This window comes from Shewanella sp. Isolate8 (assembly GCF_022398495.1).
In the GTDB taxonomy this organism is placed as follows: domain Bacteria; phylum Pseudomonadota; class Gammaproteobacteria; order Enterobacterales; family Shewanellaceae; genus Shewanella; species Shewanella aquimarina.
On record NZ_JAKEVI010000002.1, the window covers coordinates 64,111 to 81,510 of the forward strand.

Consider the following 17,400-nt stretch of genomic DNA (forward strand, 5'->3'; position numbering starts at 1 on the left):
TATGGTTAATTGGTCTTACCAATTTAACGATAGCCGAATCGGCTTAGACAGTAAGTGTCAAACGAGTTCGGATATCGCGTAAAACAGATTTAAATCGACACGGTTTACCGGTTCGATAATCAGTTCCCATCATCCGGGTAATACATTGAAGGGAGCTGCGAAGAATAGCTATTGGTGTATCGCAACGTCTTAAGTGACAGCCACTCGATAACCAATAACCTTTATCTCAAACAGAAGGTATTAGTACGATGACCGAAAAAACTGAGCTGTTCACCAAAGCGTGGGAAGGTTTTACTCCTGGTGATTGGAAGTCTGAAGTAAATGTACGCGACTTTATTCAAAAGAACTACACGCCCTATGAAGGAGACGAATCTTTCCTAGCCGGCGCCACCGAAGCGACCAGCGCGCTTTGGGACAAAGTGATGGAAGGTATCAAGCAAGAAAACCGCACCCACGCGCCGGTTGATTTCGATACCGACAAAGTCTCTACCATTACCTCTCATGCAGCAGGTTACATCGACCAAGATCTTGAAACCATTGTCGGTCTACAAACAGACGCGCCACTTAAGCGTGCCATGTTACCCAATGGCGGTATCCGCATGGTCGAAGGTTCATGTGCTGCCTATGGTCGTGAACTGGATCCAAACATCAAGTATGTCTACTCAGAACTCCGTAAGACCCACAACCAAGGCGTGTTCGACATCTACACCCCTGAGATCATGCGCTGCCGTAAGTCTGGCGTACTGACTGGTCTGCCAGATGCTTACGGCCGTGGTCGTATCATTGGTGACTACCGTCGTATCGCCCTGTACGGTATCGATTACCTGATGCAGGAAAAATTTGCCCAGTTCAGCTCACTGCAAGCGCAGTTTGAAGCAGGCGAAGATCTTTCTGCCACCATGCAGCTACGCGAAGAGATCGCCGAGCAGCACAAAGCCCTAGGTCAAATGAAGCAGATGGCTGCCAGCTACGGCTGTGACATCTCTGGTCCTGCGACTAACGCGAAAGAAGCGATTCAGTGGACTTACTTCGGCTACCTGGCCGCAGTGAAGAGCCAAAACGGCGCCGCCATGTCTCTGGGCCGTACCTCTAGCTTCCTGGATGTCTACATCGAGCGCGACATCAAGAACGGTGTCCTGACCGAGCAACAAGCCCAGGAGATGGTTGACCACTTCGTGATGAAGCTGCGTATGGTACGCTTCCTGCGTACACCAGAATACGATGAGCTATTCTCTGGCGATCCAATCTGGGCCACCGAGTCTATCGCAGGTATGGGTCTTGACGGCCGTACTCTGGTGACTAAGTCTAGCTTCCGCTTCCTGCACACCTTGTACAACATGGGCCCAAGCCCTGAGCCAAACATCACAGTGCTTTGGTCAGAGAAGCTGCCGCTGAACTTCAAGAAGTACTGCGCTAAGGTCTCTATCGACACTAGCTCTATCCAGTACGAAAACGATGATCTGATGCGTCCCGATTTCGACTCTGACGACTACGCCATCGCCTGTTGTGTGAGCCCTATGGTTGTGGGTAAGCACATGCAGTTCTTCGGCGCCCGCGCCAACCTAGCCAAGACAATGCTTTACGCCATCAACGGCGGTGTGGATGAGAAGCTTAAGACACAGATCGGTCCTAAGTTTGAGCCAATCAAAGATGAAGTGCTGGACTTTGACGATGTAATGGGTCGTCTGGACACCATGATGGAGTGGTTAGCCACCCAATATGTGTCTGCGCTCAACGCCATCCACTACATGCACGACAAGTACTCTTACGAAGCGGCCCTGATGGCACTGCACGACAGAGACGTACGTCGCACAATGGCATGTGGTATCGCAGGCCTATCGATTGCTGCCGATTCACTGTCAGCCATCAAGTTTGCCAAGGTTAAGCCAATTCGTGACGAAAACGGCATCGCCGTCGATTTCGACATCGAGGGTGAATATCCTAAGTTTGGTAACAACGATGCTCGCGTCGATGACCTGGCTACCGAGCTGGTTGAGCGCTTCATGGCTAAGATCCGTCACAAGAAGATGTACCGTAACGCGATCCCGACTCAGTCTATCCTCACCATCACCTCAAACGTGGTTTATGGTAAGAAGACGGGTACTACGCCAGACGGTCGTCCAGCCGGCGCACCATTTGCACCGGGTGCTAACCCAATGCATGGCCGCGACGAGAAAGGCGCTATCGCCTCGCTGACTTCTGTTGCCAAGCTGCCGTTTGCTCACGCACAGGACGGTATCTCTTATACCTTCTCTATCGTGCCAAACGCACTGGGTAAAGATGAAGACGGTCGCCGCGCCAACCTGGCTGCGCTCATGGACGGTTACTTCGCTCATAACGAGACTCGTGAAGGTGGTCAGCACCTTAACGTGAACGTGATGAACCGCGAAATGCTGGAAGATGCCGTGGTTAACCCAGACAAGTATCCACAGCTGACCATCCGTGTTTCTGGTTACGCCGTGCGCTTCAACGCACTGACTCCAGAGCAGCAACAGGACGTCATTACACGTACTTTCACCAAAGGGATGTAATTTCCGTCAATCGAGCGGTCAAACGCTAGATTTTTGGTGAATATAAGCTAGGCTGTGCACTAATTTAGCACAGCCTACTTTAATTGAAGTTTTCGGAGTCACAATGACAGTAAAAGGGCGGATTCACTCACTGGAATCCTTTGGCACAGTTGACGGTCCCGGCATTCGGTTTATCACCTTTATGCAAGGCTGTTTGATGCGCTGCCAATACTGCCATAATCGTGATACCTGGGATCTTCACGGTGGACGTGAAATCGAGGTCGACGAGCTGATGGAGCAGATCATCAGCTATCGACCTTTTCTCGAGTCCAGCGGCGGAGGCGTCACCGCCAGTGGCGGCGAAGCCATACTGCAAGCCGAATTTGTCGCAGACCTGTTCAAGGCCTGTAAAGCGCAAGGAATACACACCTGCTTAGACACCAACGGCTTCGTACGTAAATACACCCCAGTTATCGATGAGCTCCTCGATAACACAGACCTGGTCCTACTCGATATCAAACATATCGATGATGACCAACACATCGCCTTAACCCATGTCAGCAATCATCGCACCCTGCAATTTGCCCAATATCTACAAAAACGCCAACAAAAAGTGTGGATACGCTATGTGGTCGTGGGCGGCTATACCGACGATGTTGAATCGGCAAAGGGGCTGGCAGAATTTATTAAACCTATGACCAACGTGGAGAAGGTAGAGCTGCTGCCCTACCACGAGCTGGGTAAACACAAATGGGAAGCCATGGGCGAAGAGTATACCCTCAAGGATATCTCTCCCCCGTCGCGCGAAACCATGGAACAGATTAAACAGGTGTTTGTGGAAGCTGGCATCAACGCCGTCTACTAACTAGAGCGCTTCCCAATAATGCTTATCGAGACGTTCGAAGGCCATTTTTAAGATGACCGCCATATCGAGATAACAGGCATTAGCACCCAAGGGGTTACAGGCCACCCCCATCCCCTGGAGCTTGGCAGACAGATTATTGCCCCAGTCCAGCAGAGAAAGTGGCAGAGGATGCTTGGCGCGCCAGCCAAGCCAGAGTAAGCCCTGAATAGGCAAGCTGATAAAGAATAAGGCAATGGTGATAGCCTGAGGTAACCAGGCCCAACCATACAGATAGAGTTGACTGCCACCGGCCAACAGAGCCAGCGGCGGCATCAAACGAATCGCCAGAGCGGTCGCACGGATCACGCGATACTCTGGAAAATAAAAGCTAAGTTGTCGAACCATAGGCCAGGTCTTCATATAGCGACGACCGACCCCTAAGGTTTTTAACACTTGAACAGTCAATGATGACACCTAACACTTAAGAGACTGTCTTTACCATAGCACAAGGCGAGCGCCAGCCCCAAGCGGCATCGCCTTGGCAGAGACCGGCTCTTAATCTCAGGAACGAGAATTTAAAGCGACATCGGCCCTAGGCTTGAGGTCATTTAATTTTGGTGAATGCCAGTCATTCACTCACTTTGCAAAAGGTTTTAAACATGTCTAACAAACTGGTTTTGGTACTAAACTGCGGCAGCTCATCACTGAAGTTCGCCATTATCGACGCGCTTACAGGTGACGACCAGATCTCAGGTCTAGCAGAGTGCTTTGGTCTGGAAGATTCACGCATTAAGTGGAAAGTCGATGGCAACAAATTCGAGTCTAAGCTTGGGGCCTTCACCGCCCACCGCGAGGCTGTCGAGTTTATCGTTAAAGAGATTCTGGGTCAGTATCCTGAAGTCGCCGCCCAGATCCAGGCAATCGGACACCGTGTCGTACACGGTGGTGAGAAGTTCACCCATTCAGTGGTGATCGACGACAGCGTGATCGCGGGTATCGAAGATTGTGCCGCCCTGGCGCCACTGCACAACCCGGCGCACCTTATCGGTATTCGCGCCGCACAGGCCTCTTTCCCTAACCTGCCACAGGTTGCCGTATTTGACACCGCCTTCCACCAGAGCATGCCTGAGCGTGCCTACGTGTATGCCCTGCCCTACAAGCTCTATCGCGAGCACGGCATCCGTCGCTACGGCATGCATGGCACCAGCCACCTGTTCGTGAGCCGCGAAGCCGCCAAGGCGCTGGGTAAAGTGCTGGCCGACACTAACGTTATCTGTGCCCACCTTGGCAATGGCGCGTCAGTGACTGCGGTTAAAGGCGGTAAGAGTGTCGACACCTCTATGGGCCTGACGCCGCTCGAAGGCCTGGTGATGGGTACCCGCTGTGGTGACATCGACCCTTCTATCATCTATCACCTGGTAGATCGTCTGGGCTACACCCTAGATGAAGTGAACAACCTGATGAACAAGCAGAGCGGCCTACTGGGCATCTCCGAGCTGACCAACGACTGTCGCGGCATCGAAGAAGGTTACGCCGAAGGCCATAAGGGCGCGACGCTAGCGCTTGAGATCTTCTGCTACCGTCTGGCCAAATATATCGCCTCTTACACCGTACCACTGGGGCGCTTAGACGCACTTGTATTCACCGGCGGTATCGGCGAAAACTCAGACCTTATCCGTGAGAAGGTGCTTAACCTGCTCGCCATCTTTAACTTTGAGGTAGATGCAGAACGTAACAAGGCTGCGCGCTTTGGCAACCAAGGCCAGATCACGACTGACAATGGCCCTGTAGCCATGGTGATCCCAACAAACGAAGAGTGGGTGATCGCCGAAGACGCCGTTTCACTGCTAAAGTAATGTTATCGAAGCAGTAAATGCTATCGCGGCGCTTTGCGCCGCAACGAATTTAGACAAGACCCGGCCGATAGACTGGCCGGGGCATAAGAGGTAACTATGTCTCGCAATATTATGCTCATCCCCAATGGTACCGGCGTCGGCCTGACTTCTATCAGTCTAGGCATGGTACGTGCGCTGGAGCGCCACGGGGTAAAGGTGAGATTCTTCAAGCCTATCGCCCAACAGCGCCCAACCGATAAGGGCCCAGAGCGTTCGACCACCATTCTTAGCAAATCACCGACGGTTAATCCGCTCGAACCCTTCGACATGGCCCATGCCGAGCACTTGATCCGCACCGATCAGACCGATGTCTTGATGGAGCAGATCATCGCCCGCGCCACCGAGTGCGCCGACCCAAGCGAGACTCTGATCGTCGAAGGTCTGGTGCAGACCCGCAACCACCCTTTCTCTGACGACATCAACTATGAGATCGCCAAGGCGCTGGATGCAGACATCATCTTCGTCGCCGCGCCGGGTAACGAAACGCCTACCGCCCTGATGAACCGTCTCGAGATCGCCCACAACGCCTGGGGTGGCAGCAAGAACAAACGCCTCATCGGCGCCATCATCAACAAGATTGGTGCCCCGGTAGACGATGAAGGCCGTGCTCGCCCGGATCTGTCAGAGGTGTTCGACCACCAGGATGTGCAGCGTCCAGACGCTGCCAGCATGTTCCAGCTTCCCGGCAAGAGCAAGCTGCGTATCTTAGGCAGCGTGCCATACAACCTGAATCTGGTCGCGCCACGCGCCTCAGATTTGGCCAAGCACTTGAGTGCCCGCATCATCAACGCCGGTGAGATGAATACCCGTCGTCTGCGCAAGGTCACCTTCTGCGCCCGCAGTATTCCTAACATGGTTACCCACATCAAGACAGACTCTCTGCTGGTGACCTCGGGCGATCGCTCGGACGTGATCGTCTCTGCCTGTCTGGCAGCAATGAATGGCGTCAAGGTGGGTGCACTGCTGCTAACCGGTAGCTACGAGCCAGAACCTGAGATCATGGCCCTGTGTGAACAAGCCTTCGAGACTGGCCTACCGGTATTCTTGATCGACACCAACACCTGGCAGACCTCGCTCAACATCCAGCGCTTCGACCATGAAGTACCGGTGGACGATGCCGTACGTATCGAAGAGGTGCAGGAATATGTTGCCAGCCATATCGACCAGAGCTGGGTAGAAAGCATCACCATGAACTCGCCACGTGAGCACAGACTATCGCCGCCGGCGTTCCGTTACAAGCTCACCGAGTTGGCCCGCGCCGCGCAAAAGACTGTGGTACTGCCAGAGGGTGACGAACCAAGAACTATCGAAGCTGCCGCCATCTGCGCCGATCGCGGCATCGCCCGTTGTGTGCTGATCGGTAACCGTGAAGAGATCCTGCGTATCGCCGGCCAACAGGGTGTGACCCTAGGCGAAGGCGTTGAAATTGTCGAACCTGAAGCCGCTCGCGAACGCTATGTGGCCCCAATGGTTGAGCTGCGTCGCCATAAAGGCATGACAGAAGTGGTTGCCCGTGAGCAGCTGGAAGACAACATGGTGCTAGGTACCATGATGCTAGCGCAGGGTGAAGTCGACGGTATCGTCTCGGGCGCGGTAAACACCACGGCCAACACCATACGTCCGCCACTGCAGCTGATCAAGACGGCACCTGGTTCTAGCCTGGTATCTTCAATCTTCTTCATGCTGATGCCGGATCAGGTACTGGTTTATGGTGATTGCGCCATTAACCCAGATCCAAATGCCGAGCAGCTGGCTGATATCGCCATTCAGTCGGCCGACAGTGCCGCGGCCTTCGGCATCGAGCCTAAGGTTGCCATGATCAGCTACTCAACCGGTAGCTCAGGCACAGGCTCTGACGTTGATAAGGTGCGCGAAGCGACCCGTATCGCCAAAGAGAAACGTCCTGAGCTGGTGATCGATGGCCCACTGCAATATGACGCCGCCGTGATGCCAAATGTCGCCCAGTCTAAGGCGCCTAACAGCCCCGTGGCCGGCCAGGCAACCGTGTTCGTCTTCCCAGACCTTAACACGGGTAACACCACCTATAAAGCGGTTCAGCGTAGTGCGGACCTGATCAGTATCGGCCCTATGCTGCAAGGTATGCGCAAGCCGGTTAACGATCTGTCTCGTGGTGCCCTTGTAGACGACATCGTCTACACCATAGCGCTGACAGCGATCCAGGCCTCACAAAACTAAGCAACACCGAGCAATACGCCAAAAGAACGAAAAAAGCCTGTCATGAGACAGGCTTTTTTATGCTTAAACGGTCTGGCAAGATTAAAAAATATTCATAGATGCACAATGCGTCAAAAAATGACCACACTAATTTACCAATTAAGTTCAGTCACTTAAGAGTTATGCATCGACTCTTCAACATACTTGTCCACAGATTCTGTGGATAACCGTAACAATTTGTTCATTCAGATATGCCACCCCGGCCCTAAAGAGTCAAGTACTTTCGACTGACGTGCGCCGCTTGCCAAGGCATTAGAGAATCGCGATACTAGACCAAAGCCAATCGATTAAACCCTATGAAAAAATTACTCTTTATCTTCATTTTATTCTTAACGGCGTGCAGCCCGGACTCGGAAACCGTCTCGGGCGTCATGACACCAGAACAGGTCTCATTAGGATTCTTTAGAGCCATCTATGTCGACAGAGATGTCGAGAAAGCCAAGCAGTTTGTCGATGAGCCGATGCAAAAGGTATTGTCGCATTACTATATTGCCGCCTCGGTGCAGCGCCATGTGTTAAACCTCTCCATGCGCGACGTCACCCTGGAGATCGAAGAGATAGATATCGACTTCTTCCGTAAATTTACCAAGGATGTCACAGTGATCGTCAAGATGAAGGGGCTCAAGGGCGGACAACCCTGGATAGACGATCGCACCATAAGACTGCACAAGATAAAGAAACGTTGGGTGATAGTCGAAATCCTGCCAGAGAAAGGCAACCTAAACTAAGGCTTGTCTTAAAGGGCCTAGTGTCAGAGGAGCTTGTCTCAAATAAGTTTGCCGAGAACAGGGCTGACGTTTAAAGGCGCATAGCCAATAACATGACTCATTACGCGGCATACCAATCAACAAAACGACCACAAAAACAACCACAAAAAAGAGCAGCCCTAGGGCTGCTCTTTTTGTCTGAAGACTCTCAACTTTAACGCATCCAGTCAGACTCAACGCGAAGGTGAAAATTCAGTTTGGATATTTCCTTAATCCAAAAACGCTTCGTCATCCATCTCAACGGGTAATGACTCAATTACTTCATCTTGCACTTGGTAATAGGCGTTCTCGTATTCACGGGCTTCCATAACGACTCCAGATTTTTGTGTAGGGTACAGGCATGCTTTTTTATTGGTGCATTTTGCCTTGGGTATAAGCTGCAACTATCTGCTAACTCATGGGCGCTAGTCTAACACTAAAAAACCACGACTTACAGAAAACTTTCAGTATTGTGGCCGCATTTAGCAAAAAAAAGCCTAAAAGTGTCAATATTCAAGGAGCAAGGTGAAAGTCTTTCATTTTTTTACTGCTGCGAAAACTAAAAAACATTTTCTTTACAATAAAACGATCTAATGACTCAAATGAGAACTGCTATCAATTAATTAATAGCGAATGGTTTGCGCAGGCAGGAATGAGGTAATGCAATGAACACGCTGATCGAATTTGAGGCTCAAAGGTTAGCCGACCTGTTTACGCAGGGAGACACCTTATCTATCCACATGTTCATGGACTCCATGTCCATGCCCTTCGACGTACAAGAAAAATTGTTTAACGAGATTTCGGCATTAAAAAACCTGGACCAGCAACAGATAGCCCAGGTCATCGAGTCACACGGTCAGTCCTTGATTCAAGAACTCTATCGCTACTGATTTAAGCGGCTCATGGCCATGCCAAGAGCCCAGTTGCGCTATGCCCGCTCCCGCTGGCGGTAGCGCAACACCTTCAATGCCTTATCGGGATCGCTATCCAAGAACACCTCTGGATTAGCCAGCTGCTCGACAAACTCAAGCGTTGGGCTCTGCTCTGCCACCTGCTGTTTAAGAAAATCTATCCCCAGCTCGGGCGCATTAAGACACAGCAAGACCTCGCCATTTGGAGCCAACAACTGAGGCAGGCGGCGCAGCAGGCGAGCATAATCTTTAGTGGCTACAAAGCTACCTCGCTGATTACTCGGCGGATCGGCGATGATAAGATCATAAGGTCCCATCTTGGTTAGCTTACCCCAGGACTTAAAAATATCATGCCCCAGAAAACGGGCGCCATGGGGCAGCTCATTTAGCAGGTGGTTCTGCTTGCCTATGGCTAATGCCCCCTTGCTCATGTCGATATTAACCACCTGATCGGCACCGCCCTGCAGCGCCATCACAGAGAAGCCACAGGTATAGGCAAACAGATTAAGCACATTAGCTTGGGCCGCATTGGCCTTCACCCAGGCACGTCCAGCGCGCATATCGAGAAACAGGCCATGATTTTGCCCGCGCAGCAGATGCACCTGAAAACGCGCGCCGTTTTCGCTGACGATATGAGGTTCTGGCACCTCGCCATATAGCAGATGGGTCTGGGTCTGCCCGGCGCACCTGTGCTGAAACACCAGGTTGAAGGCCTGCTCCCCTTTCTCTGCACGCCAGCGCGCCTGAATCGCCTGGGTTAGCTCCTCAAGCGCCGCCTCATCTATCTCTTTAAAGCTGGTGAGCAGCAGGACTGGCGGAAACCAGTCGAGACACAGATGCTCGGCCCCCGCATAGCGACCACCACGGCCATGAAACAGCCGCTCGGCTTCCTCAGAAAATTGCACTTGTTGTAGTGCTTGTTTAAATGACTCCATCTAACGCTATTTACCTATTACTAATACTGTCTGTTTTAATGAATAATGAACTACTTCTCTACGTCGGCGTTAACTTGGGACTCGGCGCTAACCTCCACTTCGACGTTAACCAAGGTCTCGTCGACGCGATCGGCCAGTAAGATGGCCAGCCAACCACCGCTCTGGCTCGACTCAAGTGCAATTTTAACGATCATGGTCAGCGGAACCGAAAGCAGCATACCCACTGAGCCCAGCAGCCAGCCCCAGAAGATCAAAGAGAGGAACACCACCAGGGTCGATAACCCCAGGCCTCGTCCCATATATTTAGGCTCGACTATGTTCCCCATCACGGTATTGGTCGCCAGATAGAGGAGCGCCGTGCCGCCCGCCCCCGCAGGGCCGAGTTGAATAAAGGCCAACAGCACAGGCGGAATCGCGGCGATGATAGACCCTATGTTAGGGATATAGTTAAACAGGAAGGCCACCACGGCCCAGAGTAAGGCATAGTCGACCCCCATAATCGCCAGGCCCGTCCCTACGACGACGCCGGTTCCCACACTCACCAACGTCTTAATCACCATGTACTGGTTAACCGACTGCAGGAACTTGTCTATCTGCTTGATGCGCATGTCCGGGTCGTCCAGCGCGAAATGCAGCTTCTTGGGCAAGTCCTGGGCCTCAAACAACATAAACACCACTGTCAGTATGATCAGAAACAGGTTAGCCATCACGCCGCCGACACTGGACAACATGTTAGTGGTCATCGACAGGGCGATCCCTGGGTCAAAATAGGCCAATATCTGCTCTTTGGATAACTCGATATTGAATGCCTGCAACTTAGTCAATATCCAGGCAAACTGCTCCACCAGTTGATCGCGATAGACAGGCAGCTGACGGGAAAATTCGTTAATCGAACTGCCCACCAAAGAAGCCAGCCAGAGCCCCATTAACACGATAAAGACCATCATGATGGCCACCGCCAGAGCCCGAGGCAACTTGAGCCGCGTCATGCCGTTGATTGCCGGATTGCAGATCACCGCAATAAAGGCCGACAACACAAAGGGAACCACGATAGGGCTGGCGGCTTTTATCCCTGCCAGGATCACGACAATAAACGCCATGATGGCAAAGCCTTTAAACGCAACCCCCTGATTATCGAATCGAGTCATCTAAATAAAGTCCTTCTGAATTACCCATAATATTGATAGGCTTAACTTAAATCTTACACAAGAAAAATTACGCTCATGAAACCAGAAATTGCCATCATTCGAATTAAAAACCTACGTCTTCGCACCTACATCGGCATAAAGGAAGATGAGATCAACAACAAGCAGGACGTCACCATCAACGCAGAAATCCATTATTGCGCCGCTAAGGCCCGCAACAGCGATAATATGCAAGATGCCCTGAATTATCGCACGATAACGAAAAAAATCATTGCTTTAGTTGAAAACAATCGTTTCTCGTTGCTCGAACACCTCACGGATCAGGTGTTAAGCATTGCCAGCGATCACGAATGGGTCGATTTTGCTTCTGTGGAGATAGACAAACCACACGCCCTGAGATTTGCCGATTCGGTCTCGATGCAGCTCTGCTACCAAAAGGGCTAAGCCCTCATCACATTCCCATCGCGACTGCCGCCTAAAAGTGATCCTAATCGCGCGCTATGGTGTATATTTTTGATATCCCCTAAAAAAATGGAGTCGGCATGCGGATTTTGATCACGGGCGGTACCGGATTCATCGGCAAGGCCTTAGTGAAGGCCTTAGAAGAGGAACATCAACTCACCTTGCTCACCCGTTCGGCTGGCAAGGCCCACCTGATCGTTGGCAATCAGCATAAGTTGCTGGGCAACCTTGGTGCCCTGGCCAACCTCGACGGCTTCGATGCTGTCATCAACTTAGCGGGTGAGCCCATTGCCGACAAGCGCTGGAGCCTGGACGTTAAACAGAAGATCTGTGACAGCCGCTGGGATATTACCGCTCGTCTAGCCAAACTCTTCGAGGCCAGCAAGACACCGCCCAAAGTCTTCATCAGCGGCTCGGCCATTGGCATCTATGGCGATCATGACAAACAGGAGCACTTAGACGAGAGCTTCGATCTGGCCCACTTCAAAGACACAGGCGAAGAGGAAAAGTTTCCCCATAGCGTCTGCGCCAAGTGGGAGGAACTTGCCCTACAATGCCAGGAGATAACCCGCGTCTGCATCATACGCATCGGCCTGGTACTTGGCTTAAACGGCGGCGCGCTGAAGAAGATGTTGTTACCCTTCAAGCTGGGCGCAGGTGGAGTGGTCGGCTCGGGTAAACAGGGAATGAGCTGGATCCACAGAGAGGATCTGATCGCCATCATCCTATTCTTGTTAAATAACGAGCAGTGCCAAGGGATCTATAATGCCACCGCCCCTAATCCGGTCAGCAATCGCGAATTTACCAATGCCTTAGGCACGGCCCTGAGTCGCCCAACCCTGCTACCTATGCCCGCCCCCGTGTTAAGCCTGGCCCTCGGGGAGATGTCTCAGCTATTACTCGAAGGCCAATACGTCTATCCTGAGCGTTTGACCCAGGCAGGCTTTAGCTTTCACTATACCCACCTAAATGAAGCACTGGCGAGTCTATTTGGCGATCCATAAATCGCCAGACGCTAAAACCTAGAAACGAGCTATAACCTAGAAACAAGCTATAACCTAAAACCGAGGAGCTGCGGCGCCAGTGATAACACACTCGCGCCGCTCACCTATCACTTCTTCTCACTCGGTCAACAGGCCCTAGGGCCTGTTTATCTTTCGCGTTCATTTTTCCAGCATTCTGTATCGCTTTTATACAAGGCAGAGCGATTGCAATGTAGTGCACTGCATCAATGAGCGATAACGCAGTAGAAAAATGATACAGACGCTGCCCACAGGGTTCGTCTTGAGCACGTTCAACGCTTTGTTACTCGGCTTTTATATAGAATAACTATACTTCAAGCCTCATGCCGCGATTTGAACGTGCTCAATGAGAACAAAAATTGTTCTCAAAAGGTCAACAGGCCCTAGCCCTGCAGCAGTTGTCGACAGGATTTCCGTAGCAGCTGACGACAGCGCCAGGTGCCCAGCAGGGCGACGATGACGGCACCGGAAAGTGGCGCCAACAGCCACCAGTCCCAATGCATATAAACCACTAGCTCAAACACCTGGGTCTTTAGCAGATAGATGGTGAACTCGGCCACTATGGCCGCCAGTAAGCCCGCTATCAGGCCAAGCAGGGCAAACTCCAGCGCGGTCGCCATACGCAGCAACCAACCCGAGGCGCCAAATGTTCGCAGCACCGCCAGCTCACGTTGTCGGGTCGCCATGCCCGCCTCTGTCTGAGCTATCATCACCAGACTGCTGGCTAGCAATACCAACACCAACACCAGGGTCAGCGACAGAGAGACCTGGTCGATGATCTGTCTAAGCTGCTTCACCATGGCGCCGACATCTATGATGGATACCGTGGGAAAACGTTTGATCAATTCGATCACCAGTGGGCGCTTGCTATCGTCCAGATAGAAGCTCGCCATTGAGGTGTAGGCAAAGGGCGCTAAGGCGTCGGGATGGAAGATCATGAAGAAATTCGGCTGCATCGTCTCCCAGTGAACGGTGCGGATGCTGGCAACTTTCACCGTTAGCGGCTGATTGTCGATCACATAGCTCAGCTCATCCCCCAAGCCTATGCCGAGACGCTCGGCCACCCCAGACTCGACCGAGACTTCATCTGCCTTTTGGTTGAAATGCCCGGCCACCAGCTCGTTATTGGGTGGCAGCGAGGTACGCCAGGTCAGATTCAGCTCACGGGAAATCCCTACTCGGCCTTGGGCCCCCTCATCAGCCTGCTCGGCAGAGATCAGCTTCTCGCCATTGATCGCCACTAGGCGGCCACGGATCACAGGATAGATATCCGTCGCCTTAACCCGATTGTCACTAAAATAGGCTTCCAGCGGCGCCTGCTCCTCGGGCGCTATGTTCACCAGGAAGTAGTTGGGCGACTTCTCCGGCAGCTGTTTATGCCACTCATCGAGCAGATCCTGGCGTAGCGCTATGATCGTGAGCAGCAGCACTAAGGCGCTGCTAAAGCCCACCAGCTGCACCGCGTTCTGCCGGGCTCGGCGTCTCAGCCCCGCCAAGGCGAGCTGCATAGGGTTGGTGGTCTTCATCCCCACGCCATGTCCTGCGCGGATCAACAAGAAACCAAACAGACTCAGCAAGACGCCGAGCAGCAGGACGCCGGCGACCACAGTCAGGGTAAGTACCAGGCTCTGGGAATAGAGATACCCCAGCAGCGCCATCGCCAATATGCTGAGTACCAGATGCAGCCACATCCCCAGCTGGATCCCCTCCAGCTGGCGCTGCAACACCCTAAGGGGCGGAATGGCCAGCAGCCTCATCAGTGGGTAGGCTGAAAACATGAAGGCCGAGATAAGCCCGGTGGCAACCCCTAAGGCGATAGGCCTAAACAGCGGGGGCGAGTACGCCGAGATCGATGCTGGCAGATAGGCGCTGATCAACGTATCGAGCAGGAAACCGCCTATAAGCCCCAACGCGATACCCGCAAGGGTTACTAATAGTAGATGCAGGCCAAAGAGAATGCGGATCTGCCGACTCGATGCGCCGAAGGTCTTGAGCATGGCGACCACGTCGAAATGGCGCTGACAGTAACGCTGCGCCGCAATGCCTATGGCGGCGCAGGCGAGCGCGATACCTAAAAGGCTGGCGAGCAGCAAGAAACGCTCTGCCCGTTTGACCGCGCCGGCAATCGGCGAGTCTCCCGACTGCACATCTACCCAGCGCTGACTGTTGTTCAGCAGCGGCTTAACTTCGGCCTCGAAGGCCTTTAGCTGACTTGCGTCTCCTGCAAACTGGTGAATATAGCTCACCCGGCTGCCCGGCTGGATCACCCCAGTCTTGGGCACATCTTGAAGTCGCATCAGCACCACGGGCGATGAGGCGAAGGGATTAAAGCCCGCATCGGGTAGCCTGGCTATCTCGGCGCTCAGGCTGAAGTTGGCATTACCTAGCTCAAGTTGTTTAGGGTAACCCAAGATCCCACCCAGGCGGGTCTCGTACCAGAGCTGATCCGCCTTGGGCAGCTTATCGGTCGGGCCATCACTCAGCTCTATCACGCCTTTTAAGGGGTAACCGTCGCCAACCGCCCTTACCGTCACCAGCTGAAAGGCATCACCTGCATAAGCCATGGAGTTAAACTGCATGCTGGCCACGTGTTTTAGCCCCAGCGCCTCGGCCTTGGCTAAGATCTTTTCGTCCAGCGGAACCGGTGAGTTGATGATGCGATCGGCGGCGATAAATTTAGAGGCCTGGCCGTTAATCGCCAGCTGCAGGCGCTCGCTCACCCGCGCTAGGCCTGATACCGACAAGACCGCCAGGGTGATCGCCAATATGATAAGTAACAGCTGTCCCTGCAGCAGCTCTCGTTTAAACAACTTCCATGCGATGCGAGACTCCATTAACTCGCCTCCGCTGCGCTCGAACGGGCAATCTCTTGCTCGTCGCTGTTGTCAGTTTCGCTCACCACCTCACTCAACTGCCCCGCCTGCATGTTCAGGCGGCGCTGACAACGATTAGCCAGCTGGAGATCATGGGTCACCAGCACCAGGGTGGTGTCGCTCTCGCGGTTGAGCTCAAACAGCATGTCCGCCACCCGGTCGCTGTTGGCGCCATCCAGGTTACCCGTCGGCTCGTCGGCAAACAGCACCTTAGGCTCACAGATAAAGGCTCTGGCAATGGCGACGCGCTGCTGCTCGCCGCCCGAGAGCTGGTTGGGGAAATGGTTGAGTCTGTGGCTTAATCCCACACGATCCAGCATCCGCTGCGCCTTCTGCTTGGCGTTACTGATCCCAGACAGCTCGGCCGGTAGCATGACGTTCTCCAGGGCATTGAGGGTATCAACCAGCATAAAGGACTGAAAGATGAAGCTAACTTTCTGTTTACGCAGCGCGGCCTTGCCTTCCTCATCCAAACCATTGAGTGTCACGCCATCGAGGACTATCTCCCCCTTAGTGGGCGAATCGAGCGCCGCCAGCAGGCCGAGCAGGGTCGACTTCCCCGATCCCGAGGGACCGAGAATCGCCACACTCTCCCCCGACTTGACATCCAGATTGATGCCATTGAGGATAGTAAGCTCTCCCTCTTGGGTAGTTACCGATTTATAGAGATCACTGACCTTGATAGCACTATTTTCTAACATAAATTCCTTCTCGCTTCGTCGCTTAAGCCGTTTGGTGCAAGCCACTTGCCTGCTTGTCTTATTCTTGATCCCCCAGGCCCATGCTAACCCGATATTGATCTTAGGTGATAGCCTAAGCGCAAGCTACGGCATGGAACAAGACAAGGGCTGGGTGCATCTTTTGCAGCAACAATCCCCCGAGGTCACCATCATCAACGGCTCGGTCAGCGGTGAGACCTCGGCCGGCGGCCTGCGCCGACTGCCCGCCCTGCTTGACTCGACCAAGGCCAAGCGGGTCTTTATCGAGCTCGGCGGCAACGATGGTCTGCGCGGATTTTCGCCTAAGCAATTGAAAAATAATCTTACAAAAATGATTCTGCTCGCCAAGGACTCAGGCGCAGAGGTGCTGCTCAGCGAGGTGATGGTGCCGCCCAACTATGGCCCGCGCTACGCCAAACAGTTTACCCAGGTCTACCAGGAGCTCGCGGCCGAGCATGGCGTGACCTTAGTCCCCTTCTTTATGACAGAAATAGCCATTCATCCCAAGCTGATGCAGGCCGACGGCATACACCCCAACGAGGAGGCACAGCCACAGATCGTCAGCTTTATCCGCCCCTGGCTTATCGATACGCAACAATCGAGTGAATAGGATCACCTCGGGCACGCATTTGGGCAGACTATCCCGGTATGCTGATCTGTTTGCCTGGGGGCATAGCTATTACGCCGAGTGCTGACAGTGCCCCTGACTGTACACTTGGCGTTTCCCATTTTCTTTTGTTAAAACTAACCTGCGCCCAGATATCTCCAAGGCCCTGCTTGCTCAAGCCCATGCTAATTCTCACGCCTCTGCCTATCTGTGCCTCGCCACGATTTACCGCAAGCGGCTTCCGCCCATGCCACCAAGCCCCAAGCCCCAAGCAACAGCCCCAAACAATAGCCTCAAACAATAGCCTCAAGGCTAACGGTTTAGGCTCCCTATCAGGCTTGAATGCTAAAATCAACTCCTCCTACCAGTTGAGTGTGGCAAATTTTACCGTTTGATAAATTACACACCTCACTGTTTTCCATCAATTTTATCTCAAACACCTGTTTGATAAATGTACTAAACCACTGATTGTTACGGATGTTAAAGGTTTGTTGGC

The 17,400-nt window shown here is 52.9% G+C and carries 14 protein-coding genes; 9 read left to right on the forward strand and 5 right to left on the reverse strand.

Annotation, left to right across the window (positions count from 1 at the left end):
- Positions 1 to 248 precede the first annotated feature (248 nt).
- Positions 249 to 2,531, forward strand: coding sequence for a formate C-acetyltransferase (gene pflB / locus L1D43_RS09680; protein ID WP_239851234.1), 2,283 nt, complete (start codon positions 249 to 251; stop codon positions 2,529 to 2,531).
- A gap of 103 nt (positions 2,532 to 2,634) precedes the next feature.
- Positions 2,635 to 3,375, forward strand: a complete 741-nt coding sequence (gene pflA / locus L1D43_RS09685; protein WP_239851236.1) for a pyruvate formate lyase 1-activating protein — start codon at positions 2,635 to 2,637, stop codon at positions 3,373 to 3,375.
- Here the strand turns inward: pflA and yfbV are convergent, their stop codons facing one another.
- Positions 3,376 to 3,819, reverse strand: a complete 444-nt coding sequence (yfbV, locus tag L1D43_RS09690; protein WP_041509481.1) for a terminus macrodomain insulation protein YfbV — start codon at positions 3,817 to 3,819, stop codon at positions 3,376 to 3,378. It abuts the gene before it with no gap.
- A 194-nt stretch (positions 3,820 to 4,013) separates the two neighbouring features.
- Between yfbV and ackA the strand changes: the two genes are divergently transcribed.
- The 4 genes from ackA to L1D43_RS09710 all read left to right on the forward strand — a co-directional run bounded on the left by ackA (position 4,014) and on the right by L1D43_RS09710 (position 9,120).
- Entirely contained in the window at positions 4,014 to 5,210 is a 1,197-nt protein-coding gene (ackA, locus tag L1D43_RS09695; RefSeq protein WP_239851238.1) for an acetate kinase, read from the forward strand.
- A gap of 96 nt (positions 5,211 to 5,306) precedes the next feature.
- On the forward strand, positions 5,307 to 7,445 hold the full coding sequence (gene pta, locus L1D43_RS09700; RefSeq protein WP_239851240.1) for a phosphate acetyltransferase: 2,139 nt from the start codon (positions 5,307 to 5,309) through the stop codon (positions 7,443 to 7,445).
- A 335-nt stretch (positions 7,446 to 7,780) separates the two neighbouring features.
- The gene (locus tag L1D43_RS09705) at positions 7,781 to 8,212 is read left to right on the forward strand and encodes a hypothetical protein (RefSeq protein WP_239851242.1); all 432 of its coding nucleotides are present in this window, start codon (positions 7,781 to 7,783) and stop codon (positions 8,210 to 8,212) included.
- A gap of 683 nt (positions 8,213 to 8,895) precedes the next feature.
- Positions 8,896 to 9,120, forward strand: coding sequence for a hypothetical protein (locus tag L1D43_RS09710; protein ID WP_239851244.1), 225 nt, complete (start codon positions 8,896 to 8,898; stop codon positions 9,118 to 9,120).
- 38 nt (positions 9,121 to 9,158) lie between these two features.
- On the opposite strand, the gene L1D43_RS09715 is transcribed toward L1D43_RS09710, so the two are convergent.
- Both L1D43_RS09715 and L1D43_RS09720 read right to left on the reverse strand, forming a co-directional pair.
- Positions 9,159 to 10,076 carry a class I SAM-dependent methyltransferase gene (locus L1D43_RS09715; RefSeq protein WP_239851246.1) on the reverse strand — a complete coding sequence of 306 codons (918 nt, stop codon included), beginning with the start codon at positions 10,074 to 10,076 and terminating at the stop codon, positions 9,159 to 9,161.
- A gap of 50 nt (positions 10,077 to 10,126) precedes the next feature.
- A complete protein-coding gene (locus L1D43_RS09720; protein ID WP_239851248.1) occupies positions 10,127 to 11,224 on the reverse strand; it encodes an AI-2E family transporter in 1,098 nt (365 codons plus the stop codon).
- Positions 11,225 to 11,299: 75 nt separating this feature from the next.
- Between L1D43_RS09720 and folX the strand changes: the two genes are divergently transcribed.
- Complete coding sequence (gene folX / locus L1D43_RS09725) at positions 11,300 to 11,665, forward strand: dihydroneopterin triphosphate 2'-epimerase (protein ID WP_011866196.1); 366 nt, start codon at positions 11,300 to 11,302, stop codon at positions 11,663 to 11,665.
- Positions 11,666 to 11,763: 98 nt separating this feature from the next.
- On the forward strand, positions 11,764 to 12,687 hold the full coding sequence (locus L1D43_RS09730; protein WP_239851256.1) for a TIGR01777 family oxidoreductase: 924 nt from the start codon (positions 11,764 to 11,766) through the stop codon (positions 12,685 to 12,687).
- Between the two features lie 401 nt (positions 12,688 to 13,088).
- Here L1D43_RS09730 and L1D43_RS09735 read toward each other — a convergent pair whose 3' ends face one another.
- Together L1D43_RS09735 and L1D43_RS09740 are read right to left on the reverse strand one after the other, a co-directional pair.
- Entirely contained in the window at positions 13,089 to 15,539 is a 2,451-nt protein-coding gene (locus L1D43_RS09735; RefSeq protein ID WP_239851257.1) for an FtsX-like permease family protein, read from the reverse strand.
- Positions 15,539 to 16,279 (reverse strand): ABC transporter ATP-binding protein, encoded by a 741-nt coding sequence (locus tag L1D43_RS09740; RefSeq protein ID WP_239851258.1) that lies wholly within the window; start codon positions 16,277 to 16,279, stop codon positions 15,539 to 15,541. The genes L1D43_RS09735 and L1D43_RS09740 overlap by 1 nt, the downstream gene beginning before the upstream one ends.
- Before the next feature lie 34 nt (positions 16,280 to 16,313).
- Here L1D43_RS09740 and L1D43_RS09745 point away from each other — a divergent pair, with 34 nt between their 5' ends.
- The gene (locus tag L1D43_RS09745; protein ID WP_239851259.1) at positions 16,314 to 16,907 is read left to right on the forward strand and encodes an arylesterase; all 594 of its coding nucleotides are present in this window, start codon (positions 16,314 to 16,316) and stop codon (positions 16,905 to 16,907) included.
- Positions 16,908 to 17,400: the final 493 nt, after the last annotated feature.